This is a genomic window from Rahnella aquatilis CIP 78.65 = ATCC 33071, from assembly GCF_000241955.1.
Lineage (GTDB): Bacteria > Pseudomonadota > Gammaproteobacteria > Enterobacterales > Enterobacteriaceae > Rahnella > Rahnella aquatilis.
Genome location: NC_016818.1, coordinates 338452 through 364801 on the forward strand (window position 1 = coordinate 338452; position 26350 = coordinate 364801).

The 26350-nt window shown below is 54.8% G+C and carries 25 protein-coding genes; 18 read left to right on the top strand and 7 right to left on the bottom strand.

The window, feature by feature from the left end; all coding sequences use genetic code 11:
• Positions 1-33: 33 nt before the first annotated feature.
• The 6 genes from gcl (at position 34) to RAHAQ2_RS01520 (ending at position 7917) form a co-directional block, all read left to right on the top strand.
• Positions 34-1815 (top strand): glyoxylate carboligase, encoded by a 1782-nt coding sequence (gene gcl / locus RAHAQ2_RS01495; RefSeq protein ID WP_014333561.1) that lies wholly within the window; start codon positions 34-36, stop codon positions 1813-1815.
• Between the two features lie 14 nt (positions 1816-1829).
• On the top strand, positions 1830-2606 hold the full coding sequence (gene hyi, locus RAHAQ2_RS01500; RefSeq protein ID WP_014333562.1) for a hydroxypyruvate isomerase: 777 nt from the start codon (positions 1830-1832) through the stop codon (positions 2604-2606).
• Positions 2607-2697: 91 nt separating this feature from the next.
• Complete coding sequence (gene glxR / locus RAHAQ2_RS01505) at positions 2698-3576, top strand: 2-hydroxy-3-oxopropionate reductase (RefSeq protein WP_014333563.1); 879 nt, start codon at positions 2698-2700, stop codon at positions 3574-3576.
• Positions 3577-3651: 75 nt separating this feature from the next.
• Complete coding sequence (locus RAHAQ2_RS01510) at positions 3652-5106, top strand: allantoin transporter (RefSeq protein WP_014333564.1); 1455 nt, start codon at positions 3652-3654, stop codon at positions 5104-5106.
• Positions 5107-5188: 82 nt separating this feature from the next.
• On the top strand, positions 5189-6550 hold the full coding sequence (gene allB / locus RAHAQ2_RS01515) for an allantoinase AllB (protein WP_014333565.1): 1362 nt from the start codon (positions 5189-5191) through the stop codon (positions 6548-6550).
• A 62-nt stretch (positions 6551-6612) separates the two neighbouring features.
• Complete coding sequence (locus RAHAQ2_RS01520) at positions 6613-7917, top strand: uracil/xanthine transporter (RefSeq protein WP_014333566.1); 1305 nt, start codon at positions 6613-6615, stop codon at positions 7915-7917.
• Between the two features lie 50 nt (positions 7918-7967).
• On the opposite strand, the gene allE is transcribed toward RAHAQ2_RS01520, so the two are convergent.
• Genes allE through allD form a run of 3 tightly spaced genes read right to left on the bottom strand, consistent with a single transcriptional unit; the run spans position 7968 to position 11079 of the window.
• Positions 7968-8759 (bottom strand): (S)-ureidoglycine aminohydrolase, encoded by a 792-nt coding sequence (gene allE, locus RAHAQ2_RS01525; protein WP_014333567.1) that lies wholly within the window; start codon positions 8757-8759, stop codon positions 7968-7970.
• Positions 8760-8781: 22 nt separating this feature from the next.
• On the bottom strand, positions 8782-10008 hold the full coding sequence (allC, locus tag RAHAQ2_RS01530; RefSeq protein WP_014333568.1) for an allantoate deiminase: 1227 nt from the start codon (positions 10006-10008) through the stop codon (positions 8782-8784).
• A gap of 21 nt (positions 10009-10029) precedes the next feature.
• Positions 10030-11079: an ureidoglycolate dehydrogenase gene (allD, locus tag RAHAQ2_RS01535; protein ID WP_014333569.1), complete on the bottom strand. Its 1050-nt coding sequence runs from the start codon at positions 11077-11079 to the stop codon at positions 10030-10032.
• 297 nt (positions 11080-11376) lie between these two features.
• On the opposite strand from allD, the gene fdrA reads away from it, so the two are divergent.
• From fdrA to RAHAQ2_RS01555, 4 genes are read left to right on the top strand one after another with little or no spacing between them, the layout of a single operon-like run.
• Complete coding sequence (gene fdrA / locus RAHAQ2_RS01540; RefSeq protein ID WP_014333570.1) at positions 11377-13044, top strand: acyl-CoA synthetase FdrA; 1668 nt, start codon at positions 11377-11379, stop codon at positions 13042-13044.
• 34 nt (positions 13045-13078) lie between these two features.
• Positions 13079-14347, top strand: a complete 1269-nt coding sequence (locus RAHAQ2_RS01545; RefSeq protein WP_014333571.1) for a YlbE family protein — start codon at positions 13079-13081, stop codon at positions 14345-14347.
• The gene (locus tag RAHAQ2_RS01550) at positions 14344-15105 is read left to right on the top strand and encodes an oxamate carbamoyltransferase subunit AllH family protein (RefSeq protein WP_014333572.1); all 762 of its coding nucleotides are present in this window, start codon (positions 14344-14346) and stop codon (positions 15103-15105) included. Before RAHAQ2_RS01545 ends, RAHAQ2_RS01550 begins: the two co-directional genes overlap by 4 nt.
• Before the next feature lie 9 nt (positions 15106-15114).
• A complete protein-coding gene (locus tag RAHAQ2_RS01555; RefSeq protein ID WP_014333573.1) occupies positions 15115-16014 on the top strand; it encodes a carbamate kinase in 900 nt (299 codons plus the stop codon).
• Positions 16015-16045: 31 nt separating this feature from the next.
• On the opposite strand, the gene RAHAQ2_RS01560 is transcribed toward RAHAQ2_RS01555, so the two are convergent.
• Both RAHAQ2_RS01560 and RAHAQ2_RS01565 read right to left on the bottom strand, forming a co-directional pair.
• Positions 16046-16291 carry a YheU family protein gene (locus RAHAQ2_RS01560; RefSeq protein ID WP_014333574.1) on the bottom strand — a complete coding sequence of 82 codons (246 nt, stop codon included), beginning with the start codon at positions 16289-16291 and terminating at the stop codon, positions 16046-16048.
• A complete protein-coding gene (locus RAHAQ2_RS01565; protein WP_014333575.1) occupies positions 16288-17283 on the bottom strand; it encodes a hydrolase in 996 nt (331 codons plus the stop codon). Before RAHAQ2_RS01565 ends, RAHAQ2_RS01560 begins: the two co-directional genes overlap by 4 nt.
• Before the next feature lie 100 nt (positions 17284-17383).
• Here RAHAQ2_RS01565 and RAHAQ2_RS01570 point away from each other — a divergent pair, with 100 nt between their 5' ends.
• Positions 17384-17986 carry a LysE family translocator gene (locus RAHAQ2_RS01570; protein ID WP_014333576.1) on the top strand — a complete coding sequence of 201 codons (603 nt, stop codon included), beginning with the start codon at positions 17384-17386 and terminating at the stop codon, positions 17984-17986.
• A gap of 54 nt (positions 17987-18040) precedes the next feature.
• Here the strand turns inward: RAHAQ2_RS01570 and RAHAQ2_RS01575 are convergent, their stop codons facing one another.
• The gene (locus RAHAQ2_RS01575) at positions 18041-19960 is read right to left on the bottom strand and encodes an ABC transporter ATP-binding protein (RefSeq protein WP_014333577.1); all 1920 of its coding nucleotides are present in this window, start codon (positions 19958-19960) and stop codon (positions 18041-18043) included.
• Between the two features lie 129 nt (positions 19961-20089).
• Here RAHAQ2_RS01575 and kefG point away from each other — a divergent pair, with 129 nt between their 5' ends.
• The 4 genes from kefG to slyD all read left to right on the top strand — a co-directional run bounded on the left by kefG (position 20090) and on the right by slyD (position 23520).
• Positions 20090-20644: a glutathione-regulated potassium-efflux system ancillary protein KefG gene (kefG, locus tag RAHAQ2_RS01580; RefSeq protein ID WP_014333578.1), complete on the top strand. Its 555-nt coding sequence runs from the start codon at positions 20090-20092 to the stop codon at positions 20642-20644.
• Entirely contained in the window at positions 20644-22452 is a 1809-nt protein-coding gene (gene kefB, locus RAHAQ2_RS01585; RefSeq protein ID WP_014333579.1) for a glutathione-regulated potassium-efflux system protein KefB, read from the top strand. The genes kefG and kefB overlap by 1 nt, the downstream gene beginning before the upstream one ends.
• Positions 22453-22530: 78 nt before the next feature.
• Complete coding sequence (locus tag RAHAQ2_RS01590; RefSeq protein ID WP_013573660.1) at positions 22531-22734, top strand: YheV family putative zinc ribbon protein; 204 nt, start codon at positions 22531-22533, stop codon at positions 22732-22734.
• Between the two features lie 198 nt (positions 22735-22932).
• On the top strand, positions 22933-23520 hold the full coding sequence (gene slyD / locus RAHAQ2_RS01595; RefSeq protein ID WP_014333580.1) for a peptidylprolyl isomerase: 588 nt from the start codon (positions 22933-22935) through the stop codon (positions 23518-23520).
• Positions 23521-23584: 64 nt separating this feature from the next.
• Here slyD and RAHAQ2_RS01600 read toward each other — a convergent pair whose 3' ends face one another.
• Positions 23585-23803 carry a protein SlyX gene (locus RAHAQ2_RS01600; RefSeq protein WP_014333581.1) on the bottom strand — a complete coding sequence of 73 codons (219 nt, stop codon included), beginning with the start codon at positions 23801-23803 and terminating at the stop codon, positions 23585-23587.
• Positions 23804-24096: 293 nt separating this feature from the next.
• Here RAHAQ2_RS01600 and fkpA point away from each other — a divergent pair, with 293 nt between their 5' ends.
• The 3 genes from fkpA (at position 24097) to tusD (ending at position 26332) form a co-directional block, all read left to right on the top strand.
• Entirely contained in the window at positions 24097-24957 is an 861-nt protein-coding gene (fkpA, locus tag RAHAQ2_RS01605) for an FKBP-type peptidyl-prolyl cis-trans isomerase (RefSeq protein ID WP_014333582.1), read from the top strand.
• Positions 24958-25220: 263 nt separating this feature from the next.
• A complete protein-coding gene (locus RAHAQ2_RS01610) occupies positions 25221-25943 on the top strand; it encodes a helix-turn-helix transcriptional regulator (protein WP_013573664.1) in 723 nt (240 codons plus the stop codon).
• Entirely contained in the window at positions 25940-26332 is a 393-nt protein-coding gene (tusD, locus tag RAHAQ2_RS01615; RefSeq protein WP_014333583.1) for a sulfurtransferase complex subunit TusD, read from the top strand. The genes RAHAQ2_RS01610 and tusD overlap by 4 nt, the downstream gene beginning before the upstream one ends.
• The last annotated feature ends 18 nt before the right edge of the window (positions 26333-26350 follow it).

The window sequence follows — 26350 nt, forward strand, 5'->3', positions numbered from 1 at the left end:
TTATGCAAAGCGGAATTACCTGAGGATTTAGCTATGGCTCGTATGACAGCTGCACAGGCAGCAATGTATGTGTTGGAAAAAGAAGGGATCACCACCGCGTTTGGTGTACCGGGCGCAGCGATTAACCCGTTTTATAACGCCATGCGTCTGCATGGAAAAATCCGTCATGTGTTAGCCCGTCATGTGGAAGGTGCATCGCATATGGCCGAAGGCTATACCCGTGCGAAAGCCGGGAACATCGGCGTGTGCCTGGGGACGTCTGGCCCGGCGGGTACCGACATGATCACCGCGCTGTATTCCGCCTCGGCGGATTCCATTCCGATCCTGTGCATTACCGGTCAGGCACCGCGCGCCCGTCTGCATAAAGAGGATTTTCAGGCGGTGGATATTCAGGCGATTGCCGGGCCGGTGAGCAAAATGGCGGTGACCGTGCTGGAACCTGCGCTGGTGCCGCGTGTCCTGCAACAGGCATTCCATCTGATGCGTTCCGGTCGCCCCGGTCCGGTACTGGTCGATCTGCCGTATGACGTGCAGACCGCCGAAATCGAATTCGATCCGGAAACTTATGAATCGCTGCCTGCTTACAAGCCGATCGCCACCGTCGCTCAGGCCGTCAAAGCGATGGAAATGCTCAACGCCTGTGAACGTCCGCTGATTGTGGCCGGTGGCGGTGTGATTAACGCCGATGCTGCGGTGCTGTTGCAGCGTTTTGCTGAACTGACGCAGGTGCCGGTGATCCCGACGCTGATGGGCTGGGGCGTGATCCCGGACGATCACCGCCTTATGGCAGGCATGGTCGGATTGCAGACCGCGCACCGCTACGGTAACACCTCACTGCTGGCGTCGGATCTGGTATTTGGCATCGGTAACCGTTTTGCCAACCGTCATACCGGCTCGGTAGAGAAATACACCGCAGGCCGCAAAATTATCCACGTTGATATCGAACCGACACAAATCGGCCGCGTACTTTGTCCTGATTTAGGCATCGTGTCTGATGCCGGTGAAGCCCTGAAACTGCTGATAGAAGTGGCGGAAGAGCAGAGAAAAGCCGGCAAATTACCGTGTCGCGAAAGCTGGATCCAGGAATGTGAAGAACGCAAACGCACCATGCTGCGCAAAACCCACTTCAACGATGTGCCGGTCAAACCGCAACGCGTCTATGAAGAAATGAGCAAAGCCTTTGGCCGCAATGTGAATTACGTAACCACGATCGGGCTGTCGCAAATTGCGGCGGCGCAGATGCTGCACGTGTTTGAGCCGCGCCACTGGATCAACTGCGGCCAGGCGGGCCCGCTGGGCTGGACCATTCCTGCGGCACTCGGCGTCTGCATTGCTGCGCCGGAACGTCAGGTGGTCGGGATTTCAGGCGATTACGATTTCCAGTTCATGATCGAAGAGCTGGCGGTCGGTGCGCAATTCAACATTCCTTACATCCACGTCCTGGTGAACAACGCTTATCTCGGCCTGATCCGCCAGTCGCAGCGCGCCTTTGATATGGATTACTGCGTCCAGCTGGCGTTCGAAAATATCAACTCTGAAGACGTGAAAGGTTACGGCGTCGATCACGTGAAAGTGGTGGAAGGGTTGGGATGTAAAGCGATACGTGTCTTCAGGCCGGAAGATATCGCCCCGGCGTTTGCAGAAGCTAAACGTCTGATGAAACAACATCAGGTGCCAGTGGTGGTGGAAATCATGCTGGAACGTGTCACCAATATTTCCATGGGCGGCGAAATTGACAGCGTGAATGAATTCGAGCCTGTTGCAGACAATGCCGATGATGCGCCGACGCACGTCAGCTTTATGAAATATGAATAAGCCGGGAGGCCGAAATGCTTAAGTTCTCTGCGAATTTATCCATGCTGTTTCTGGAAGTGGATTTTCTTCAACGCTTTAAGGCGGCGGCTGAAGGCGGTTTTACAGCAGTCGAGTTTATGTTCCCGTATGACTATCCGGCTGGCACCCTGAAAGCCCTGCTGGCGGAAAATCACCTGCAACATACGCTGCACAATTTGCCTGCGGGCAACTGGGCTGAGGGCGAGCGCGGTATTGCCTGTCTGGCGGGGCGCGAAGCGGAGTTTCGCGAAGGCGTGGCGCAGGCCATTGCTTACGCTAAAGCGCTCGGCAACCGCAAAATCAACTGTCTGACTGGCAAAATTCCGGCGGGTTCGGATGCCGCCAGCGTGACGCCTTTGGTGGTGGAAAATCTGCGCTATGCTGCACAGGCGCTGGCGAAAGAGGGGCTGATGCTGCTGATTGAGCCGATAAACCACTTTGATATTCCGGGGTTTTATCTGACCGGTACGCAACAGGCGCTGGATCTGATTGACCTGGTCGGCAGCGACAATATGTTCATCCAGTACGACATTTACCATATGCAGCGGATGGAAGGTGAGCTGGCAAATACCATGACCCGCCATGCGGAGAAAATCGGTCATCTGCAGGTGGCGGATAATCCGCACCGCAATGAACCGGGTACCGGAGAAATTAATTACGACTTTATTTTCAACCTGATTAAACAGTCGGATTACGACGGCTGGGTGGGTTGCGAATATAAGCCACGGGCGCGCACGGAAGACGGGTTAGGCTGGCTGAACGCCTACCGTTAATCGTTATAAAACGCGAAAGACAGATTTTATTCACCCTCGCGGTGAGGGATTTCTGTACGCCAAATTTCAGTCACATTGAAAGGGAATGACCATGAAAATTGGATTTATCGGCTTAGGGATTATGGGCGCGCCGATGGCGCAACATCTGGTGGATGCCGGACACAGCCTGCATTTTTCCACGCTCGGCAATGTACCAGCTTCACTGACCGATGCCGGTGCCAAAGCCTGTGCGACACCGGCAGAGGTAGCGTCGTATGCCGATGTCATCATCATTATGGTGCCGGATACGCCGGACGTGGCAACGGTGCTGTTTGGTGACAACGGCTGTGCCAGCGTGCCGCTGAAAGGCAAAACCATTGTCGATATGAGTTCCATCTCGCCGATCGACACCAAAACGTTTGCGCAGCGCGTGCAGCAACTGGGGGGTGAATATCTGGATGCGCCGGTTTCCGGCGGTGAGATCGGTGCGCAGCAGGGTACGCTGACCATTATGGTCGGCGGCAAAGAAGCCGTTTTCAATGACATCAAACCGTTGTTTGAGCTGATGGGCAAAAACATCACGCTGGTGGGCGATTGCGGAGCCGGGCAAACCTGCAAAGTGGCGAACCAGATCATTGTGGCGCTGAATATTGAAGCTGTCTCGGAAGCGCTGCTGTTTGCTTCCCGCGCCGGGGCTGACCCTGCCCGCGTACGTCAGGCGTTGATGGGCGGTTTCGCCTCCTCACGCATTCTGGAAGTGCACGGTGAGCGCATGATCAAACGGACGTTCGCGCCGGGCTTTAAAGTCGCCCTGCATCAGAAGGATCTCAACCTGGCGCTGCAAAGTGCCAAAGCCTTGTCGATCAGCCTGCCGAATACGGCGACCTGTCAGGAGTTATTCAATGTCTGTGCAGCAAACGGCGGATCGCAGTTAGATCATTCGTCATTAATTCAGTCGCTGGAAATGATGTCAAATCACAAAATTGGTTAATTAAATCAGGCTGGCATCAATGTCAGCCTTTTTTAATCCACAAGCACGTCCCTAACGTATTATGAGGAATTAAGGATGAATGAATCAGAATGCACTCAGCAAGAACGTTATTGTGAAAGAGGATACAGCAACGATCTTCTGCCAAAATTAAAAGAAAAAAGAAACTGGAAAGGATTTAATTATTTTACGCTGTGGATGGGTTCGGTACACAACGTGCCGAATTATATTGCCGTCGGCGGGTTTCTTATTCTCGGGTTGTCTACGTTCAGCGTGATGATGGCGATTATTATCAGCGCGCTGTTTATTGCGGCGGTGATGGTATTAAACGGGGCGGCAGGTTCGAAATACGGCGTACCTTTTGCGATGATCCTGCGCGGTTCTTACGGTATCCGCGGCGCATTATTTCCCGGCATTCTCAGAGGCTGTATCGCGGCGATTATGTGGTTCGGTTTGCAATGCTATGCCGGTTCACTGGCCTTCCTGATCCTGATTGGCAAAATCTGGCCGGAGTTTCTGACCCTCGGCGGTGATTTCAATCTGCTGGGTATTTCCATGCCGGGGCTGATCGCCTTTCTGATTTTCTGGGCAATCAACGTGATGATCGGTTTTGGCGGCGGCGGGGTGCTGAATAAATTCACCGCCATCCTTAATCCGTGCATTTATGTTGTTTTCGGCGGCATGGCGGTCTGGGCTATCTCGCTGGCCGGGCTGGAAAATATCCTTAACTATGTGCCTGCCAATGCTGAGCAATCGGGTAATCCGCTGTTCCTGTTTCTGGTGGTGATCAATGCCGTGGTCGCGGTGTGGGCCGCACCGGCGGTGAGTGCTTCGGACTTTACCCAGAATGCCAGCAGCTTTAAACAGCAGGCGTGGGGACAAACGCTGGGTCTTATCGTGGCTTACGTGTTGTTTGCCGTCGCCAGCGTCTGCATTCTGGCGGGGGCGAGCATTCACTATGGCGTTGATACCTGGAACGTGCTGGATATCGTACAGAAATGGGACAGCCTGTTCGCCTCGGTGTTTGCTGTGTTAGTGATCCTGATGACCACCATTTCGACCAACGCCACCGGTAACATTATCCCCGCCGGTTTCCAGATTGCCGCTATCGCACCGAAAAAGCTGACCTATAAAAAAGGCGTACTGATTGCCAGTCTGATAAGCGTTGTGATTTGCCCGTGGAAACTGATGGAGAATCAGGAAAGTATTTATCTGTTCCTCGATATTATCGGCGGGATGTTAGGGCCGGTCATTGGCGTGATGATGGCGCACTATTTTATTGTGGTACGCAGTGAGCTGGATCTGGATACGTTGTATACCGCACCGGGAAATTATAACTATTACCATCGAGGATTTAATACCGTGGCATTCGCCGTGACATTAATTGCCGTCGTCCTTTCACTGGGCGGAAAGTTTATTCCTGTGCTGGAGCCTTTATCACGGGTTTCCTGGTTTGTGGGCGTCATTGTGGCTTTCGTTTTGTATTCCATTTTTATGAAAAGGGAACCGTCACTTCAGCCGCAAAATGTGTGAGCCGGTAAACCGGCATGAAATAAACGAATAATAAATCCAATAATAAAATCTTATCTCTGTACTTTCATAAGGAAATATAACCATGTCATATGATCTGATCATTAAAAAAGGCACCGTTGTTCTGGAAAGTGAAGCCGTTATTACAGATATCGCGGTGAAGAATGGCAAAATTGTCGCCATCGGCGATGACCTGACTGGCGCAGAAAAAATACTCAGCGCTGAAGGGGTGATCGTTGCGCCGGGAATGGTGGATGCCCATACGCACATCTCCGAACCGGGCCGCAGTCACTGGGAAGGCTACGCCACTGGTACCCGTGCGGCGGCCAAAGGCGGGATCACCACCATGATCGAAATGCCGCTTAACCAGTTACCGGCCACGGTGGATCGCGCGTCCCTGCACATGAAATTCGATGCTGCTGAAGGCAAGCTGACCATCGATGCCGCGCAGTTTGGCGGGCTGGTGTCTTACAATCTCGACCGTCTGCACGAGCTGGATGAAGAAGGCGTGGTGGCCTACAAATGTTTCGTTGCTACCTGCGGCGACCGCAGCGTCAGTAACGATTTCCGTGACGTGAATGACTGGGAATATTTCAAAGGCCTGCAAATTCTGGCAAAACGCGATCAGTTAGTGGCGGTTCATGCGGAAAACGCGCTGATCTGTGACGAACTGGGCCGCGAAGCCAAAGACGCCGGACGGGTGACGGCACATGATTATGTTGCCTCACGCCCGGTTTTCACTGAAGTGGAAGCCATCCGCCGCGTGTTGTATCTGGCGAAAGTGGCGGACTGCCGTTTGCACGTCTGCCATATCTCCAGTCCGGAAGGTCTGGCGGAAGTGCTGCGTGCGCGTCACGAAGGCCAGCGCGTGACTTGTGAATCCTGCCCGCATTACTTCGTACTGGATACCGCACAGTTTGAAGAGATCGGCACGCTGGCAAAATGTTCGCCACCGATCCGCGACAAGAAAAATCAGGAAGGCATGTGGGAACACCTGCTGAAAGGTGACTTTGACTGTCTGGTCTCCGACCATTCGCCGTGCCCGCCGGATATGAAAGCCGGCAACGTCATGCAGGCCTGGGGCGGTATCGCCGGACTGCAAAACTGCGTCGATGTGATGTTCGACGAAGCCGTTCAGAAACGCGGTATGTCCTTGCCGATGTTCTCAAAGCTGATGTCTTCCAACGCGGCGGATATCTTCGGGCTGAAGCATAAAGGCCGTATCTCCATCGGCAAAGATGCCGATTTCGTGTTCATCAAACCGAACAGCAGCTATGTGCTGAAAGCGTCAGATCTGGAATATCGCCATAAAGTCAGTCCGTATGTTGGCCGCACCATCAATGCGCAGGTCGTGAAAACTATTCTGCGCGGCGAAACCATCTATGACATCCAGGACGGTTTCCAGGATAAGTGCATCGGTAAATTCGTACTGAAACACCTGCAGTAATCTCTGCATCTGCCCGCTGCGTAAACGGCGGGCTTTTTCTTTTTGAGGTCAGCCAGATTGTCATGATGTTATTTCCCAGAGTGCAATTCCTGCCGGGTATTCAGTGGTTCTTCTTCATTTTCTGCAACACGGTGGTTATCCCGCCGACGTTGCAGTCGGCGTTTCAGCTTTCCGATGCGGCCACGCTGTGCCTGATGCAATACTCTTTTATCGCCACCGGGCTGGCGTGCGTGGCGCAGGCGGCGCTCGGCCACGGCCGCGCCATTATGGAAGGGCCGACCGGATTGTGGTGGGGCGTGATCCTCACCGTGACGCTGGCGGAAGCCGCCCACGGGACGCCGCTGCCGGTGATCGGCGGCAGTCTGGCTGTGGGTATCGCACTTTCCGGTGTGATCACCGTGCTGATTGGCCTGAGCGGGCTGGGCCATCGTATCGCCGTGTTGTTTCGTCCGGCGGTGATGATGGTGTTTATGTTTTTACTCGGTGCCCAACTGCTGTCGTTGTTTATCAGGGGTATGCTGGGGCTGCCGTTTGGCGTACCGCAGGGACCGGTGAACATTGATTTTCCGGCATTCCTGCTGGCGCTCGCCGTGGCGGCGCTGGTGGTTGGTATTGTGGTCTGGCTGCCGTCACCGTGGAATAAATATGGTCTGCTGGCCGGAACGCTGACCGGCTGGGCGGCATATCGGATCATTTTTCCGCAGGCCGTCAGCCCGGGCACCGGCACAGACTGGCAGTGGTTTCCGCTGGGCGCGCCGCAGGGATTACGCGGCGGTATTATTCTGACGGCCACCCTGACCGGGTTGCTGAATATTTCGAATACTTTTGGCGCACTGCGCGGCACCCAGACTTTTTACCCGCAGCAAACCCCGCAATATCGCCGCAGTTTTGTGGTTTCCGGCCTGTTTACCCTGGGATCGGCTGTTCTGGGCATCGTGCCTTTTTCGCCGTTTGTCTCGTCGATTGGCCTGCTGACGCAAACCAATGACAACCGCAAAGCACCGTTTATTCTCGGCGCGCTGGTGGTGGTTGCCATTGGTCTGTTTACGCCGCTGACGGCGTTTTTCGCCCGCATTCCGTTGAGCATCAGCAGCGCCGTGTTGCTGGTGTCTTATCTGCCTCTGCTCAGTTCGTCGCTGTCATTTCTGCCCCACATCAGGCTCAGCAGCCGCAATGTTTACCGTCTGGCGATCCCGCTGTTTAGCGGTATTTTCCTGATGGGGCTGCCCGCCGGGTATTTGCAGGAGGTGCCGCTGTGGCTGCGTCCATTGCTGAGTAACGGGTTGCTGACCGGCGTGATGCTGGCGATCGTTCTGGAAAATTTATTGCCCTGGGACCGGGTTCATGCAAATAACGCCCCTCACTGAAACACAAAAACCGCCAGCAATGGCGGTTTTCTTATTACACTCACGAACTGTTAAAGTTCGACGTCGCGGTTACAGTCTTTCGAATAAATATAGCTCAGCGGCTCATCGCGCCCCACGGCATAACAGGCCTGCGGGCAATACGCACCCATAAAGATATAGTCGTTTTTCTTCACCGGGATCCAGTGGTTATCCAGGTTATACATGCCTTCACCGCTGAGGATCAGCGCACCATGCTCCTGAACGTGTGTTTCGACATAACCGTGGCAGGCACCCGGTGCAAACGTCAGGATATGGATGTTCATATCGAACCCCAGATTCGCTGGCAGCAGATCCTGCACAATCACGTCAGACATGCCTTCGTAATGGATTTTCTCCAGCTGATGCACGTTATTGCAAACCACATGCGGCTGGAAACCGGTGACCGGTGTATAGCGTTTTTTATAGAGGAATAACCGGCTGTTGCGGCTGCCGTTGGCATTCTCCAGCGTCATGCTCACCCCCGGCGGGCAGTAAAGATATCCGCCGCTTTCCAGCCGGTAATCCTGACCTTCGGCATTCGCAGTGATGTTACCGTCAATCACGTAGACGAAGGTTTCGATATGCGCGTCGCCGCCGAAGCCCGCCAGGTTCTTGCCCCCTTCCAGCATGTTGATCAGATAATCCACAAAGGTCGCGCCCAGTTTCGGCGTCGCCAGAATGGTGATTTCGCAGCGTTCAAAGCCGGGCAGGGTATTTTTCACCAGACCGTCGGGTTCAATCAGCGCGTAATTCCCGCGTTTGATGATGGAACGGTTAGACAATAAATCCTTGATATAGCCGGTGTTATGGTTGATGTAACCCATTGCAAACTCCCTTTAAGACAGATTAATAAGCCAGTTGATGCAGCATTTTCGCCAGCGTTTCCACGCCCGCAGCCAGATCGGCGATGGCGGTGTTTTCCGCCGGGTTGTGACTGATACCCGCAATGCTGGGAACGAACAGCAGGCAGGTCGGTACGCAGGCGGCGAAAATCTGCGCGTCGTGCCCGGCGCCGCTGTGCATCACGCGGTAACGGCTGTTTTGTTCGCGGCACAGGGCGTCGAGTTGCGCTACCAGTTGTTTGTCCATGGGCACCGGCGCTTCATCCATCCATAAATCAATGTCGATGCCGATGCCGCGTTCCTGGCAAATCCGCCGCATGGTGGCTTCCAGTTCGGTGGTAAATGCCAGCAGCGCCTGCTGATCGGTGTGGCGGCAGTCAATGCTGAAGACGGTTTTACCCGGCACGACATTGACGGTGCCCGGCACCGGCACCACTTTGCCGAACGTCAGCACCAGCGGATCGCCATGCGCTTCGGCGCTGTCGGTGGCGGCCACGCAAATCTGGCTGAAGGCCAGCAGGGTATCTTTGCGATAACTCATCGGCGTCGTGCCCGCATGATTGGCGGTGCCGGTCAGGGTCACGGTATAACGGCGCTGGCCGACAATGGCGTTCACCACGCCAAGTTGCTGCTGGTTGCGCTCCAGCACGCTGCCCTGTTCGATATGCAGTTCGACAAATGCCTTGATATCGCGCCGGGCGGGCAACGGAGAACCGGACAGCGTAAAGCCGCATTGCTGCATCGCGTCAGTAAATTTCACGCCCTGCGCGTCAGTGATGTCGCGCACATCGGCAGGATCGGCCTGTCCGACAATGTTTTTACTGCCCCAGAAAACATAGGGAAAACGGCTGCCTTCTTCTTCGGCCAGCGACACCACTTCCAGCGTGCGGCGCGGCGTGCCAAAAGTGTCTTTCAGATAGCGCATGGCGATAAAGGCGGCGAGCACACCGAACTGTCCGTCGAGATGGCCGCCGCTGACCACCGTATCGATATGCGAACCGGAGAGAATGACCTCGTCTTTGCGGTCACTGCCTTCGATGCGGCCATAGACATTCCCGACGGCGTCGAAACGGGTGGCAAATCCCGCCTGTTCCATACGCTGTTTTAACTGATTTTGCGTTTCCAGCCATTCGGGGGAATAAAGCAGGCGGGAAATACCGCCTTCCGGATCTGCGCCAAATACCGATAACCAGTCCAGCTGACTTTCTACTTCCTGATAAAAGGGCGACATAGCATATTCACCTTTAAATAATTAATGTGCGAAAGGAGATTGTGTTTCGTAAGTGCGCGTATAAAGTTCATCGGAAATTAAATAACGATAAATGTCATCCACCAGTTCAATTCCATTCTTTTTCGTTTCTTCTTCATAAATATCCAGGTTTTGTCCGGGATAAAGGACTTTTTCAAAACCCGGAGCCGGACTCAGTGCCACTAATTCGGCAAGCATCTGGCTGATATTTTTTCTGAATATCTGGGAAGAGGTAAAGAACGCCGGATTAATCACAATGTGCAACTGGCCGAGGTCACGACCGGCGGTGAGGTCTTCATACATCGAGCTGACGGAGCGCCCGAAAGGCAGACCGAGCAAAATACCGGACAACACATCGACCATCATCATCAGGCCGTAGCCTTTCGGGCCGGACATCGGCAGAAGCGCTTCAACGGCAAAAGGATCGGTGGTGGGATTGCCTGCGCCATCTACCGCCCAGGTGTCCGGAATTTTTTCATTGCGCGCGCGGGCATCAAGAATTTTTCCCCATGCCTGCACGGTGGTCGCCATATCAAAGGTGATGATTTGCTCCCCTTCGCCGGGCGCGGCAAAGGCAATCGGGTTAGTGCCGTAGTAGATGTCGGCGGAGCCAAACGGTACCACCATCGGATCGGACTGGCAGACGGAAACCGCGAGCATGCCCGCCTGAGCCGCACGGTGAACGAAATAAGACAGCGCACCGCAATGCCCCATCTGACGGACTCCCACCACGGCGATGCCTTTGATTTTTGCCATGTCGATGGCATGTTCCATCGCCAGGTTTGCTGCGACGTGTCCTGGGCCGTTGTCAGCATGCAGGATGCCGCTGCATGGCCCGGTTTCTTCCCACTGCAACGCCGGAGAGGTGTTGGTGCCGCCTCTGGCAATACGTTCGGCATAATATTCAACCCGCACCGCGCCGTGAGAATGGATGCCTCTGGCATCAGCATAAGAGAGCACGTCGGCCACCACGGCGGCATGTTCCGGCGTTAAACCGGCGGTGGTGAGTTTGCGGGCAATAAGCTGGTGTAATTCTTCGCGACTGACCTTCATCTGACGTTCCTTATTTGCAGCGAATGAGGCGTTGAATAGCGAAGAAAATACGGGATATCCCGCGTGAGAATGTGATCTGAATAACTAATCAGGGATAGCGAAAATCAATTTGCTAATGCGTATTTTTTCTTATTAATTTTTTATTTAATCGTTATTCATTATTTAATTTTTTCACATGTAAATCAGCGTGGTTATTTAATTAAATCTGACAATAAATCAAGTGTGAGCCAGTTCACCTTGCGCGGTTTTATTTCTGCGTAGCCTGCGCCTCACCGTCTGAAAATATAAGGGAAGCAGATGATCCACGCCTGTATTAAAAAAGGAAGTTTTCAGGATTCCGTCAGCCTGATGATTATTTCCCGCCAGCTCAGTGAATCACCGGATGTTGATGATGTGTCAGTGATGATGGGCACACCCGCCAATAAAGCGTTATTAGACGCCACCGGTTTCTGGCATGCCTGTTTTGAACAGGCGACGCCGAATGACATTTGCGTGGCCGTGCGCAGCGAAAGCCGCGATGAAAGCATTATCAGCGCGATCACCGGACGGCTCGAAGAGGCGTTGAAAGCCATGTCGGCAGGGCAACGCGGCGGGCGGTCTCTGCCGGTCGCACGCCGGTTTGCCAGCGCGGAGCAGCGGCTGCCGGAGGCCAATCTGATGCTGATTTCCATCGCGGGTGAATACGCCGCCGGGCTGGCGCATCAGGCGCTCGACAGCGGGCGTAACGTAATGATTTTCTCCGATAACGTCACGCTGGAAGATGAAATCCTCCTCAAACAAAAAGCCCGTGATAAGGGATTGCTGGTGATGGGGCCGGACTGCGGCACCGCCATTATTGCCGGTGCGCCGCTGGCATTTGCCAACGTGCTGCCGCAAGGGATGATCGGCGTTATTGGCGCGTCCGGTACGGGTATTCAGGAACTGACGTCACAAATCGCGCTGAACGGGCAGGGCATCTCGCAGGCTATCGGCCTCGGCGGGCGGGATCTGTCGGCGCAGGTCGGCGGCATCAGCGCGCTCACCTCGCTGAAGATGCTGGCGGAGGATCCGCAAAGCCAGGTGCTGGCCTTTGTTTCCAAACCGCCCGCAGACGCGGTTCGTCTGAAAGTCATGGCCGCCATGAAAGCCATCGACAAGCCGGTGGTGGCGCTGTTTCTCGGTGCGCCGGTCAGCCAGGCGCGTGACGGCAATGTCTGGCTGGCATCGACCCTCGACGAAGCAGCACGCATCGCCTGCCTGCTGGCGCGGGTGGTTCAGGTTGCTGCATCACAACCTGATGTCGCGGGGAAAAAAATCGCCGGATTGTTTACCGGTGGCACGCTGGCCGCCGAGGCCGCGATGGTGCTGGCCGGTCTGCTGGACGTGGAAGCCGATCATGCCCATGAGCACGGCACCATGCTTGACCACAACGGACACCGCATCATTGATCTGGGGGACGATTTTTACACCGTTGGCAAACCGCATCCGATGATTGACCCGACCTCGCGGGAACAGTTGATCCTCGGGCTGGCCGGTAAATCTGAAACCGGCGTGCTGCTGCTGGATGTGGTCATTGGTTATGGCGCGCAGCGCGATCCGGCCGGTTCGGTGGCAACGGCTGTCAGGCATCTGATGACGCAGCGCGCCCGACATGCGCCGCTGGTGGTGATCGCCATGGTGACGGGCAGTGAGCAGGATCCGCAGTGCCGTTCGCAGCAAATCGCCCTATTGCGCGAGGTGGGCATTTTGGTGGTGCAAACCCTGCCGGAAGCCACGCTGCTGGCACACACCTTATGTACCCAAACAGCCGTGACACCTGCGGCATCAACTTGCCTGCTGTTGTCGCAGGTCGCGGTGATCAACGCCGGACTGCTCGGCTTTGCGCTGGATTTGCAATCGGCTTCGGTGCCGGTCGTGCACTACCCATGGTCGCCCGTTGCGGGTGGCAATCTCCGGCTGGCCAGCTTGTTAAAACAACTGGGCTGAGCCGCTTTCCCCTCTTCGGATAACGAGACATTTTATGAAAAATATCCTCGAACAGGCCAATACCGCCGTTATCGAACGCATTCGTCAGGCGCGCCCGCACTGGCTTGATGTTCAGCCCGCCCGTCAGGCGATCCCGGTACTCAATCAGGGCAAAACCTTGCTGCACGCCGGGCCGCCGATCCGCTGGGAAGACATGACCGGCCCGGTGCGCGGTGCCTGCATCGGCGCCTGTCTGTTTGAAGGCTGGGCGCAGGATGAACAACGTGCGTTGCAATTGCTGAATAGTGGCGAAATCCGGTTTGTGCCTTGCCATCACGTCAGTGCTGTCGGGCCGATGGGCGGTATCACGTCGGCGAACATGCCGGTGCTGGTGATCGGCAATCTCACTGACGGCAACCGTGCTTTCTGCAACATGAACGAAGGTATCGGCAAGGTGATGCGTTTCGGTGCCTATGGCCCGGATGTTCAGATGCGTTTGCGCTGGATGCGCGACGTGCTGGCACCGGCACTGAGTGGCGCGTTGAGGCGTCTCGAGCGCGGTATCGATTTAACGGCGATGATGGCGCAGGGCATTACGATGGGCGATGAATTCCATCAGCGCAATATTGCCACTTCGGCGTTACTGATGCGTTCGCTGGCACCGCAACTGGCGGCAGGCAATCTGGATAAAACCACGCTGACTGACGTTTTGCATTTTCTGAGTACGACCGATCAGTTCTTCCTCAATCTGGCGATGGCTTACTGCAAGGCGGCAATGGATGCCGGTGCGGCAGTGGGCAAAGGCAGTATCGTCACCGCCATGACCCGCAACGGCAAAGAGTTTGGTATCCGCGTCAGCGGCCTCGGTGATCGCTGGTTTACCGCACCGGTGAATATGCCGCAGGGATTGTTCTTCAGCGGCTACAGCCAGCAAGACGCCAACCCGGACATGGGCGACAGCGCGATCACGGAAACCTTTGGTGTCGGCGGCGCAGCGATGATTGCCGCGCCGGGTGTGACCCGTTTTGTCGGCGCGGGCGGGATGGACGCTGCCATCACCGTGTCTGAGGAGATGGCGGAAATCTTCCTCGAACGCAACATGATGCTGCAAATTCCCGGCTGGGATTTTCAGGGCGCCTGCCTCGGGCTCGATGTGCGGCGTGTGGTGGAAACCGGCATCACGCCGCTGATTAACACCGGCATTGCTCACCGCGAACCGGGGATTGGTCAGATTGGTGCCGGCACGGTACGTGCGCCGCTGGCCTGCTTCGAACAGGCACTGGAGGCTCTGGCGGAACATCTCGGGGTGCATCCTCAGGTATGAATATTCCCGCACCGCTGGCGGTCAGCGCTCACGCACCGGTATGTTCCGGTGACTGGCTGGTCGTTGGTTTGTTTTCCCGCGCCATCAACCTGGTCAATGAGCGGGGCGAATGGCTGACACTGCATCGATACGGCAAAGGGTTGAGCCCGATGGGATGGCTGTTGCGGGCGCGGGATTTTGAAGGGCTACTCAGTCGTCTGACGTTGGGCGATATGATGCGGGAGGGTGCTGAAAACCAGCCCACGCGCAGGCTGGATTTGCACGTAACACAAGGCTCGCGGCAGCTTTACGACTATGTGCACGGTTTTCTGACCGGATGCCCGCAGCTTACGGGGCTGTTCGGAGAGCTTGGTCAGGTTGTCCTTGAACCGCCCGGCGGAGAACTGGCTCATATTCAGCATCAGTTATTGCGGCAGTTGCAGGGGCATCGCGTTGACTGGCAGAACGTAGTGGGCAAAGGCGCGGGACTGACACCGAGCCACGACGACACGCTGACCGGCATGTTGCTGGTGTGTGCGGCGCACGGGTTGCCGGTCGGTGACTTTTTTGATCATACACCGGACCTGCGTACGCTCACGTCATCGGTCAGTTGCGCCTATCTGCATCATGCGGTGAGAAGACAATTTTCCACACCATTGCTGCATTTGATTCGTGCCCGGCGCGCAGAGCAGGTTCTGGCGCTGGGGCACACGTCGGGTGCCGATACGCTGCTTGGCGTCTGGCTGGCATTGACGCTTTTCAGGGAACACTTTCTTTAAGGAGGAAACATGGAAACTTTAGTGGTCGCGCTGGGCGGTAACGCGCTTTTACAACGTGGCGAATGCCTGTCGGCTGAAAATCAGTATCGCAATATTGCGACGGTGGCCGGTGCGCTGGCGCGGCTGGCAACGCGTTACCGGCTGGCGATTGTTCACGGAAATGGTCCGCAGGTCGGGTTGTTGTCATTACAAAATCAGGCGTATACGGAGGTGCCCGCCTATCCGCTGGATATTCTGGTCGCAGAAACACAGGGTATGATCGGGTTTATGCTGGCGCAAATGCTCGGGCAGCAGACGGGCATGCCAGAGGTGTCCACGGTGCTGACGCGCATTGAAGTCGACAGCCGCGATCCGGCGTTTGCTTCCCCTGAAAAGTTTATCGGGCCGGTGTACCCGCCTGAATCTCAGCAGGAACTGGAAACCCTGCACGGCTGGAAAATGAAAGCCGACGGGCGTTTTCTGCGTCGCGTGGTGGCGTCACCCGTGCCGAAGCGGATTGTGGATATTGATGCCATTCAGCAATTGCTGGCGCGCGGGCACGTGGTGATTTGTAATGGCGGTGGCGGCATTCCGGTGTTTGAAGATGGCAACGGCGCGAAGGCGGTAATCGACAAGGATTTGTCGGCAGCGCTGCTGGCGCGTCAACTGAAGGCGCAAAAGCTGGTGATCCTGACTGATGCCGATGCGGTGTATGAACACTGGGGCACGTCGCAGCAACGGGCGATCCGTCGTGCGACGCCCGCGCAGCTCGCGCCTTTTGCGCAAAACGACGGTTCGATGGGCCCCAAAGTCGCGGCGGTCAGCGCGTTTGTGAATTACAGCGGCTATCCGGCCTATATCGGCGCGCTGGATCAGATCGAGGCGGTGCTGGCGGGAGACGCCGGAACCTGTATTTCGGCAACGGCGTAAGAAAACGGCTCCGCATCGACGGAGCCGTGAGTTACCCGTCCTGCGGGGTTTCTTCCTGACCGGCGCGGAACTGGCCACGCGGCATGATATTCAGGGTTTCATGCAATTCTGACCAGACCAGCACAACCTCGCCGCTTTTCAGCTGACGTTTCACGTCATCGACTTTTTGTTCCAGCGATCGTTCCTGCTCGCCGTAATCGGTGCCTTCGCGTAATACGAAGGATTCCACCACGCTGGTGAGCAGTTCAGCGTCCAGTTCCTGCCAGGGAATAATCACTCTGTTGTTTCCTTAGTCTTATTTTCTAAAAACGGGGCGATCCAGGCCGGAATGCGCTGTTCCAGCCACATCTGCGGATTACGTAAGCTGCCGGACACAAAGCCGACATGCCCGCCGTGTTCTGTTAACTGGTATTCCACACAATCCGGTAAATCTTCTGCTTTCGGGATGACCTCCGGCGTCATAAACGGGTCATCTTTAGCGTGGATAATCAGCAGCGGCGTTCTGATCTGCGCCAGCAACGGCAACGCGCTGCACCGGCGGTAATAATCCAGTGCGTCGGTAAATCCGTGCGCTTTTGAGGTGATGGCATCGTCGAATTCACGAAGGCGGCGCATGGCTTTCAGTTGCGCCAGCGTCACCGGCAACGTTCCCGGATATTTTGCCAGTTTGCGCAAGGCATTGCCTTTGAGCTGACCGAGCAGATAGTGTTGATAAATCCGCGATGAACCGCGTTCCAGCCGGTAAGCGCACGGTTCCAGCATCAGCGGCGCGGAAACTACCACGGCGGCGCTCAGCGTACACTTTTCGCCTTCCTGGCCGAGATAACATGCCAGCATATTGCCGCCGAGCGAGACGCCCACTGCGCCGGTCGGGACTTCGCCATGAGTTTCATTGAGCCAGCGAATGAAAAAACGAGCATCTTCGGTTTCACCGGAATGGTAAATACGCAGCAGCTTATTGGGTTCACCGCTGCATCCGCGAAAATGCATGACGACGCCGAGCCAGCCTTTGTCTTTCCACGCCTGCAATAAGCCGTGCGCATAGGGGCTGTAAAAGCTGCCTTCCAGCCCGTGAAACAGAATCATGCGGGGTTTATGTCGCGCCTGTTCCGGGTCTTCACTCCAGGCTAAATCCAGAAAATCACCGTCCGGTGTATCCAGTCTTTGCCAGTGGGGTTTGAGTTTTGCATGCCGCCTCACCAGTCGCGGTAATAACGTCTGGATGTGCGGATTACTGGCCCCGCGCAAGGGGCGAAAGGATTCAACCATAAGATGAATAAATTTCTCTTAAGAGGCTCTTGTGCGATCAATATCACGCTGTTAGCTTCAATGCTATCGCACATCTTTCGGGTCGGAGAACCCAAATTAAATGGAACCTGGTTTATTTTTATCGATGCTTGGATTTTTATGGGTCGCCGCCATCACTCCTGGCCCGAACAATATGTTGTTAACCACGTCTGGCGCTAATTTCGGTTTCTTCCGCTCACTCTGGCTGATGGTCGGCATTATGCTTGGCATGCAAAGTATTTTGCTGCTGGTGGCCTTTGGTGTCGGCGGGCTCATCACGATTTATCCCGCGTTACATCTGTTCCTCAAAATCGCCGGTAGTCTGTATCTGCTGTGGCTGGCGTGGAAGATTGCGACGTCTGTCTATGAAAAACTGGAAACCGGTGCGCCGCCGCCAAAACCGATCCGCTTGTATCAGGGCTGGTTGCTGCAATTCCTCAACCCGAAAGCCTGGCTGATGGGGCTGGGTGCCGTCGCAAGCTTCAGTCTGGCCGGGGCTGCTTATAACCATTCGATTGCCGGGATCAGCCTCGGGATGTTTCTGGTGAATCTGGTATCCGGGATTATCTGGCTGGGTTTCGGCACTGTGATTGGCCGCCTGCTGCGCAGCAAGCGCGCGTGGTATACCTTTAATATCGCAATGGGTATGTTGACCGCCGCCTGTGTGTTGTTGATCTGGCATTGATTTTCAGACAAAAAAGGAGCCATCACGGCTCCTTCCTCATTTCCGGGCAGACGATCAGTTCTCGATATCAAACGCTTTAGACATCTCTTCCAGTTGTTCCTGCGCATCGAGCCAGGTCATTTCGGTCTCTTCCAGCGCGCCTTTCACTTTGGTCTGCTGTTGCAGACAGTCAGTGAGATCGGCTTTACGGCTGATGTCGTAAATCGCGGAGTCAGCCAGACGCGCTTCAATTGCCGCCAGTTCCGTACTCAGTTTTTCCATCTGCGCTTCCAGTTGGGTGATTTGCTTACGCAGCGGTTGGGTCTGATTGCGGAAATCGGCTTCGCGACGTTTCTGGTCTTTACGCGACTGCGCGCTGTTGACGCCGCCGTCTTTGGCCGGTGCATCCTGCTGGCTTTCCTGACGCTGAATGTCCACCAGCCATTGCTGATAATCTTCCAGATCGCCGTCGAACTGTTCTACTTTGCCGCCGTGTACCAGATACAAATCGTCAGTTGTTGAGCGCAATAAGTGGCGGTCATGCGACACCACAACCATCGCGCCCTCGAAGTCGATCAGCGCTTCGGTCAGCGCCTGACGCATGTCGAGATCCAGATGGTTGGTCGGTTCATCGAGCAGCAGCAGGTTAGGGCGCTGCCAGACAATCAGCGCCAGCACCAGACGCGCTTTTTCACCGCCGGAGAATCGCCCGGTAGGATCCGTCACTTTATCGCCGTGGAAACCGAATCCGCCGAGATAATCACGCAACTGCTGTTCGGTCTCTTTATTCGCCAGACGCACCAGATGTTGCAGCGGCGAATCTTCTGCGCGCAGGAACTCCAGCTGATGCTGAGCGAAGTAACCGAGTTTGACGCCTTTCGCCAGACCAATATCACCCTGAAGCGGTGGCATGGTGCCGGCCAGCAGTTTGATAAGCGTCGATTTACCGGCACCGTTACGGCCAAGTAATCCGATACGTGAACCCGGCACCAGATTCAGTTTGATCGACTCCAGAATCGTGGTGTCGCCATAACCGGCGCTGACTTTTTCCATCCGCAGCAGCGGATCGGGCAAACTTTCCGGCGAGCGGAAGCTAAAATGAAAAGGATTGTCGACGTGCGCCGGGGCTATCAGCTCCATGCGTTCCAGCATTTTAATACGGCTTTGCGCCTGCTTGGCTTTGGTCGCCTGCGCACGGAAACGGTCAATATAACTTTGCAGATGCGCCACTTTCTCCTGCTGACTTTCAAACAATGCCTGCTGTTGCGACAGTTTGGTCGCGCGCTGGCGTTCGAAAGACGAGTAGTTACCGGTGTATTCGTTCAGCATCTGCTGTTCGATATGCAGTATTTTATCGACGATCGGATCCAGGAAATCCCGGTCATGGGAAATCAGCACCAGTGTGCCGGTGTAGCTTTTCAGCCACTTTTCGAGCCAGATGACGGCGTCTAAATCCAGGTGGTTGGTCGGTTCGTCGAGCAACAGTAAGTCAGAACGGCAAATCAGCGCCTGTGCAAGATTGAGGCGCATACGCCAGCCGCCGGAGAAGGATTTGACAGGTTGTTGTAGCTGATTCTGCGTAAAACCCAACCCGCTGAGCAGGCTCGCCGCACGCGCCGGAATGGTCCAGGCGTTGATGGCGTCGAGTTTACCGTGCAGTGTGGCGATGGCGTGGCCGTCATCCCGCTCGTTGGCGTGCTGCAATTGCGCTTCCAGTTGGCGGAATTCGCGGTCGCCGTCGATAACATACTCTATCGCAGGCTCGTCCAGAGCCGGTGTTTCCTGATTGACCCAGGCCAGCGCCCAGTTAGACGGAAAAGTCAGGTTGCCTGCGTCGGCGCTCATTTCACCTTTAAGCAGGGAAATCAGGGTGGATTTACCGCAGCCATTTTTGCCCACCAGCCCGACTTTCTGGCCGGGATTGATGGTCGCAGACGCGTTGTCCAGCAGCACATTAGTGCCGCGTCGGATTTGTAAAGAGGAGAAAACAATCATAAAGCGCCGTGTTGAGAGTATGTTAAATTGTCATGATAATGATTTAAACAAGACGTATCGCGTCCCATTTTGTCTTTGCGAAGCATGGTAACGGAAAAACCGCACCCTGACGACGCTTTGGAGGTATTGATGTCGCAGCCACCAAAGGTTTTGCTGCTGTACGCCCACCCCGAATCACCCGATTCAGTCGCCAATCGCGTTTTGTTACAGCAGGCACAGCAACTCGAGCATGTCACCGTGCATGATTTGTACGCTCACTATCCTGATTTTTTTATTGATATCCACCGCGAACAACAGCTGCTGCGCGAACACAAAGTGATCGTCTTCCAGCATCCTCTTTATACCTATAGCTGCCCGGCTTTATTAAAGGAATGGATGGATCGCGTGCTGGCACGGGGTTTTGCCAGCGGTGCTGGCGGGAATGCGCTTAACGGCAAATACTGGCGTTCGGTCGTTACCACCGGTGAGCCGGAAGGCGCTTACCGTGCGGGGGGGTATAACCGCTATCCGATGTCCGACATTATGCGTCCGTTCGAACTGACGTCGGCGATGTGTCATATGCACTGGATGACGCCAATCGTTATTTACTGGGCGCGACGTCAGAAACCTGATGTGTTGCAGAGCCATGCCGAAGCCTACGGCGAATGGCTGCGATCGCCGTTGCCGCATGGGGGGATCGTCTGATGGATGTTTCAAGTATTCCTACGGCAATCCTGCTGTTTTTGTTCGCTGCGGTGGTTGCCGTCCCGCTGGCGCAACGTTTAGGTATCGGCGCGGTACTGGGCTATTTGCTGGCGGGTATTGCCATTGGGCCGTGGGGGCTGGGCTTTATCCGTGACGTGGATGAAATTCTGCATTTTTCCGAACTGGGTGTAGTTTTCCTGATGTTTATCATCGGGCTGGAACTGAACCCCGGAAAACTGTGGGCGCTGCGGCGGCAAATTTTTGGCGTTGGTGCCGGGCAGGTGATCCTGACCGCGCTGGTGCTCGGCGGCCTGTTGTATCTCACGAAGTTTTCCTGGCAGGCGGCGGTGATTGGCGGTATCGGGCTGGCGATGTCATCAACGGCGATGGCACTGCAACTGATGCGCGATAAAGGCATGACGCGTAACGAAGGCGGCCAGCTCGGTTTTGCCGTGCTGCTGTTTCAGGATATTGCGGTGATCCCGGCACTGGCCCTGATCCCGATTCTGGCGGGCGGTTCTGAAGGCAGCAATAACTGGGAAATGATCGGCCTGAAAGTCCTGGCGTTTGGCGGGATGCTGATCGGCGGACGCTATCTGCTGCGACCCATTTTCCGGCTGATTGTGGCCTCCGGCGTGCGTGAAGTGTTTACCGCCGCCGCGTTGCTGGTGGTGCTCGGCTCGGCGTTGTTTATGGATACGCTGGGTTTTTCAATGGCGCTCGGGACGTTTATCGCCGGGATTTTACTGGCGGAAAGCGAATATCAGCACGAACTGGAAATCGCTATCGAGCCGTTTAAGGGTTTACTGCTCGGGTTGTTCTTTATTTCGGTCGGCATGGCACTAAATCTGGGGGTGCTCTATACCCACATTTTGCTGGTGCTGGCGGGTGTGATTATTCTGGTGGCCGTCAAAAGTGCCTTGCTGTACGGGCTGTCGCGCGTGTTTGGTTTGCGCACCTCGGTCCGGCTGCAATTCTCTGCGGTGCTCAGTCAGGGCGGGGAATTTGCTTTCGTGCTGTTCTCGGCGGCGGGTGCGCAGAAAGTGATTTCTTCGTCGCAGCTTTCGCTGTTGCTGGTGGTGGTGACGTTATCAATGATGACTACGCCGTTGCTAATGCAGTGGGTTGACCGAATCCTGGTGCGACGCTACAACGACGGCGAAGAGAGCGATGAAAAGCATTTTGTGCAGGATGACGAGCCACAGGTGATTATTGTCGGATTCGGGCGTTTCGGGCAGGTGATCGGCCGTTTGCTGATGGCCAATAAAATGCGCATTACGGTGCTGGAGCGCGATATCAGCGCCGTCGGGCTGATGCGGACTTACGGCTACAAAGTGTATTACGGCGATGCGACCGAACTGGAGTTACTCAGGGCGTCCGGCGCGGAAAAGGCAAAGTCGATCGTTATTACTTCCAATGAGCCGGAAGATACGATGGCGATTGTGCATTTATGTCAGCAGCATTTTCCGCATCTGAATATTCTGGCGCGCGCCCGTGGCCGTGTCGAAGCGCATGAGCTTTTGCAGGCGGGTGTCGTGAATTTCTCCCGCGAGACGTTTTCCAGCGCTCTGGAGCTTGGCAAGAAAGCACTCGTGACGCTGGGCATGCATCCGCACAGTGCGTATCGCGCGCAGCAGCATTTTCGTCGGCTCGACATGCGGATGTTGCGTGAACTGGTACCGCAAAACCGGGGCGATGTGGCGCAGATTTCCCGCGTTAAAGAGGCCCGACGCGAGCTGGAAGACATTTTTCAGAGTGAAATGCATAACGAACGTCGCCAGCTTGATGGCTGGGATGATGACGAATAGTCCGGTAGCGAAAAAATAATTTCGGTGGTTGATCGAAAACTGACCGGACGCAATGTCGGCAATTTTTGGAGAAGTAATATGGCTACAACCCGTAAACGGTTCATCGCTGGTGCGGTGTGTCCGAAATGTAAGGCGATGGATACACTGGCTTTATGGCAGGAAGATCAGGTTGAAGTGGTGGAGTGTGTAAAGTGCGGACACCATCAGCGTCAGACTGACGCGCAGGTCAGCAAGAAGCTTCGCCCGGAAGAGCAGGTGATTGGTATTTTCGATCCGAAGTAGCGTTATTGCCCGTGTTTTTTTATGCTGTTAGTACAGAGACGCGGATTTCCGCTACACTCTTCGCCAAATTTATCCGGTCACGTTTTTCAGGATGCTCTCATCGAAAAGCGGCCGTCACTGAATTAGCCTTAAGCGAAGTAGCGTGCGTTACGCAACGCCCGCAGACAACAAATTGAGTTTCCAACGGTAGGAGTTATCATGAAAGTAGCAAAAGACCTGGTCGTCAGCGTGGCATATCAGGTACGTACAGAAGACGGTGTGTTGGTTGATGAATCTCCGGTGAGCGCGCCGTTGGATTACCTGCACGGCCACGGTTCCCTGATCTCCGGTCTGGAAACTGCACTGGATGGTCATGCTGTTGGCGATCGTTTCGATGTGCATGTTGGCGCTAACGATGCGTACGGCAACTACGACGAAAACCTGGTTCAGCGTGTGCCTAAAGATGTCTTCATGGGCGTTGAAGAGCTGGAAGTGGGTATGCGCTTCCTGGCTGATACTGATCAGGGCCCGGTTCCTGTCGAAATCACTGAAGTTGATGGCGACCACGTAGTGGTTGATGGCAACCACATGCTGGCTGGCCAGAACCTGAACTTCCATGTTGAAGTTGTGGCAATCCGCGAAGCGACCGAAGAAGAACTGGCTCATGGCCACGTTCACGGCGAACACGGCCATGACCATGGTCACGACCATGAACATGGTGACGGTTGCTGCGGTGGCCATGATCACGACCATGACCACGGTAAAAAAGGGGGTTGCGGTGGTAACGGCGGTTGCGGTTGTCATTAATCGCTTTGCTGCATTAAAGAAAAAGGCGCCTCGCAGGCGCCTTTTTGCTACGTCGAAATCAGCATCAATAATGCGGCGGCGGGGTTTCTTCCGACGGGTCGGCAATCATTGATGGTTGGCTGGCACGCAGTTTGTCAGTCAGCAGACGCAGGTGATCATGCAGTCTGCTCATTTCCAGCTGATGCTGTGTGACAATCATGTTCAGCTCTTCAATGGTAATCTCCTGGAACGCCAGCTTGTTTTCCAGCATCTCCAGACGTTGTTCAACGGTGTTTGAGTTCATTATCATTACCTCACTGTACGGCTCGCGTTGATCATGTTGTGCACTGACCTGAACCTCATCCTGTATTGTAGACTGGCGATTCTACCCGTAAAGCCGCAGGATTACCTGACCTCCCTGACGCTTTATCCGTCTGTCCCGATCGCGTGACGAAACTTATTGATGTAAAAAAGGTCGGAATAAGACGCTAATGGCGTGTATAGAGATTGTTTTGTCTTGAGACGGACAGTTATAGTAACCGCCGAACTTTCGTAATTATTACCAGAGGTCAGAGACTTCTGGTCTTGGAGAAATGGATGAAATCACTGTTTAAAGTAACTCTGCTGGCAACCACCATGGCTATCGCCCTGAATGCCACTCAGGTTATGGCTGCTGAAGCCACAGCACCGGCCGCTGCTGCAACTGCGCCAGCCGCCGCCCCTGCTGCAGCTGCTCCGGCAGCAACAGACACGGCCAAATTCAAAAGTGATGACGAGCAGGCTGCCTATGCTCTCGGTGCATCTCTGGGTCGCTACATGGACAACTCCCTGAAAGAGCAAGAAAAGCTTGGCATTAAACTGGATAAAGACCAGTTGATCGCCGGTGTTCAGGACGCGTTCGCGAACAAAAGTAAACTGTCTGATCAGGAAATCGAGCAGACTCTGCAAACCTTCGAAGGCCGTGTGAAAGCATCAGCACAGGCTAAGATGGAGCAGGACGCAAAAGCTAACGCTGACAAAGGCGACAAATTCCGTGCTGATTTTGCTAAAGAAAAAGGCGTGAAGAAGACTGAATCAGGTCTGTTGTATCAGGTTGAAAAACCAGGTGCTGGCGCAGCGCCTAAAGACAGCGATACCGTAGTTGTAAACTACAAAGGCACCCTGACCGACGGTACAGAATTCGATAATTCTTATACCCGTGGTGAGCCGCTGTCCTTCCGTCTTGACGGTGTTATCCCAGGCTGGACCGAAGGCCTGAAACACATCAAGAAAGGCGGCAAAATCAAGCTGGTCATTCCACCGGCACTGGCTTACGGCAAAACTGGCGTTCCGGGGATCCCGGCTAACTCCACTCTGGTGTTCGACGTTGAACTTCTGGATGTGAAAGCTGCGCCTAAAGCTGATCCAAAAGCTGCAGAAAAACCTGCTGAAGCGGAAGCCGCGCCAAAAGCAAACTAAGTGGTGCTGAGTTACTGCTGAAAACCGTCGCTTAACGCGACGGTTTTTTTTCGTCAGTCACTTTTATTTGAACCAGCCCCTCTTTTTATTGCGGTTACTCTATGATGATAACTTGACGCGTTTGTCTCCCCGGCATAACGTCACAGATCCATATAATCGTAAGGCCGTTTTTTCTGTATTGTTGATACAGTAACGACCCTGACATGATGAATAATGCGTCCTGACTCCCGTTGGAAGGCGCGATATAGAGGGTGGTAGCTTCAATGTCTAATTCGCTTATAACTGGCGAAACCGGCGAACTGGATTTGCTGGACCAACGTCCTTTCAGCCAGGTCGATCACGAAATTTTGTCTTCATATGAGGCCGTGGTGGACGGGCTCGCAATGCTGATTGGTGAGCATTGCGAAATTGTTCTGCATTCTCTGGAAGACCTCAAATGTTCAGCGGTTCGGATTGCTAATGGTGAGCATACGGGTCGTAAAATCGGCTCGCCGATTACCGATCTGGCACTGCGCATGTTGCATGATATGACCGGTGCGGACAGCAACGTGTCCAAAGCCTACTTCACCCGTGCGAAAAGTGGCGTGCTGATGAAATCCGTCACCATTGCCATACGCAACCGTGAGCAGCGTGTGATCGGCCTGCTGTGCATCAACATGAATCTTGACGTACCTTTCTCGCAAATCATTCAGACCTTTATGCCACCTGAAACGCAGGAAGTCGCCTCGTCCGTTAACTTCGCCTCGTCCGTAGATGATCTGGTTGCCCAGACGCTGGAGTTCACGATTGAAGAGGTCAACGCTGACCGTAACGTGTCGAACAATGCGAAGAACCGCCAGGTTGTGCTGAATCTTTATGAAAAGGGTATTTTTGATATCAAAGATGCCATCAATCAGGTTGCTGATCGTCTCAACATTTCCAAGCACACGGTTTACTTATATATCCGCCAGTTTAAAAGCGGTGATCTGGTGGGGAATGAACGTTGAAACTGCGTTACTGCCTGTTGGTCACCGGCCCTGCCTATGGCACTCAGCAAGCCAGTGCGGCGTATCAGTTTGCCCTGGCGCTGATCTCCAGCGGCCATCATCTCGACAGCGTGTTTTTTTATCGTGAAGGTGTGCTCAATGGCAATTTGCTTTCCGCGCCAGCATCGGATGAATTTGATTTAGTTCGATCCTGGCAGCGGATGGCGGCAGATTATCAGGTGGCGCTTAATGTGTGTGTCGCCGCCGCCTTGCGTCGCGGTGTGATAGATGAAACGGAAGCCCACAATCAGGGGCATGGGCAGACCAACTTACAACCCGGTTTTACCCTGACCGGTTTGGGTAGCCTGGCCGAAGCTTCGCTGACCTGTGATCGTCTGGTGCAGTTCTGATGCGTGAATACAGGGAGC

Coding starts and splice junctions, on each gene's coding strand:
- gcl (WP_014333561.1), top strand. CDS start 34: ATGGCTCGTATGACAGCTGCACAGGCAGCAATGTATGTGTTGGAAAAA.
- hyi (WP_014333562.1), top strand. CDS start 1,830: ATGCTTAAGTTCTCTGCGAATTTATCCATGCTGTTTCTGGAAGTGGAT.
- glxR (WP_014333563.1), top strand. CDS start 2,698: ATGAAAATTGGATTTATCGGCTTAGGGATTATGGGCGCGCCGATGGCG.
- RAHAQ2_RS01510 (WP_014333564.1), top strand. CDS start 3,652: ATGAATGAATCAGAATGCACTCAGCAAGAACGTTATTGTGAAAGAGGA.
- allB (WP_014333565.1), top strand. CDS start 5,189: ATGTCATATGATCTGATCATTAAAAAAGGCACCGTTGTTCTGGAAAGT.
- RAHAQ2_RS01520 (WP_014333566.1), top strand. CDS start 6,613: ATGATGTTATTTCCCAGAGTGCAATTCCTGCCGGGTATTCAGTGGTTC.
- allE (WP_014333567.1), bottom strand. CDS start 8,759: ATGGGTTACATCAACCATAACACCGGCTATATCAAGGATTTATTGTCT.
- allC (WP_014333568.1), bottom strand. CDS start 10,008: ATGTCGCCCTTTTATCAGGAAGTAGAAAGTCAGCTGGACTGGTTATCG.
- allD (WP_014333569.1), bottom strand. CDS start 11,079: ATGAAGGTCAGTCGCGAAGAATTACACCAGCTTATTGCCCGCAAACTC.
- fdrA (WP_014333570.1), top strand. CDS start 11,377: ATGATCCACGCCTGTATTAAAAAAGGAAGTTTTCAGGATTCCGTCAGC.
- RAHAQ2_RS01545 (WP_014333571.1), top strand. CDS start 13,079: ATGAAAAATATCCTCGAACAGGCCAATACCGCCGTTATCGAACGCATT.
- RAHAQ2_RS01550 (WP_014333572.1), top strand. CDS start 14,344: ATGAATATTCCCGCACCGCTGGCGGTCAGCGCTCACGCACCGGTATGT.
- RAHAQ2_RS01555 (WP_014333573.1), top strand. CDS start 15,115: ATGGAAACTTTAGTGGTCGCGCTGGGCGGTAACGCGCTTTTACAACGT.
- RAHAQ2_RS01565 (WP_014333575.1), bottom strand. CDS start 17,283: ATGGTTGAATCCTTTCGCCCCTTGCGCGGGGCCAGTAATCCGCACATC.
- RAHAQ2_RS01570 (WP_014333576.1), top strand. CDS start 17,384: ATGGAACCTGGTTTATTTTTATCGATGCTTGGATTTTTATGGGTCGCC.
- RAHAQ2_RS01575 (WP_014333577.1), bottom strand. CDS start 19,960: ATGATTGTTTTCTCCTCTTTACAAATCCGACGCGGCACTAATGTGCTG.
- kefG (WP_014333578.1), top strand. CDS start 20,090: ATGTCGCAGCCACCAAAGGTTTTGCTGCTGTACGCCCACCCCGAATCA.
- kefB (WP_014333579.1), top strand. CDS start 20,644: ATGGATGTTTCAAGTATTCCTACGGCAATCCTGCTGTTTTTGTTCGCT.
- RAHAQ2_RS01590 (WP_013573660.1), top strand. CDS start 22,531: ATGGCTACAACCCGTAAACGGTTCATCGCTGGTGCGGTGTGTCCGAAA.
- slyD (WP_014333580.1), top strand. CDS start 22,933: ATGAAAGTAGCAAAAGACCTGGTCGTCAGCGTGGCATATCAGGTACGT.
- RAHAQ2_RS01600 (WP_014333581.1), bottom strand. CDS start 23,803: ATGAACTCAAACACCGTTGAACAACGTCTGGAGATGCTGGAAAACAAG.
- fkpA (WP_014333582.1), top strand. CDS start 24,097: ATGAAATCACTGTTTAAAGTAACTCTGCTGGCAACCACCATGGCTATC.
- RAHAQ2_RS01610 (WP_013573664.1), top strand. CDS start 25,221: ATGTCTAATTCGCTTATAACTGGCGAAACCGGCGAACTGGATTTGCTG.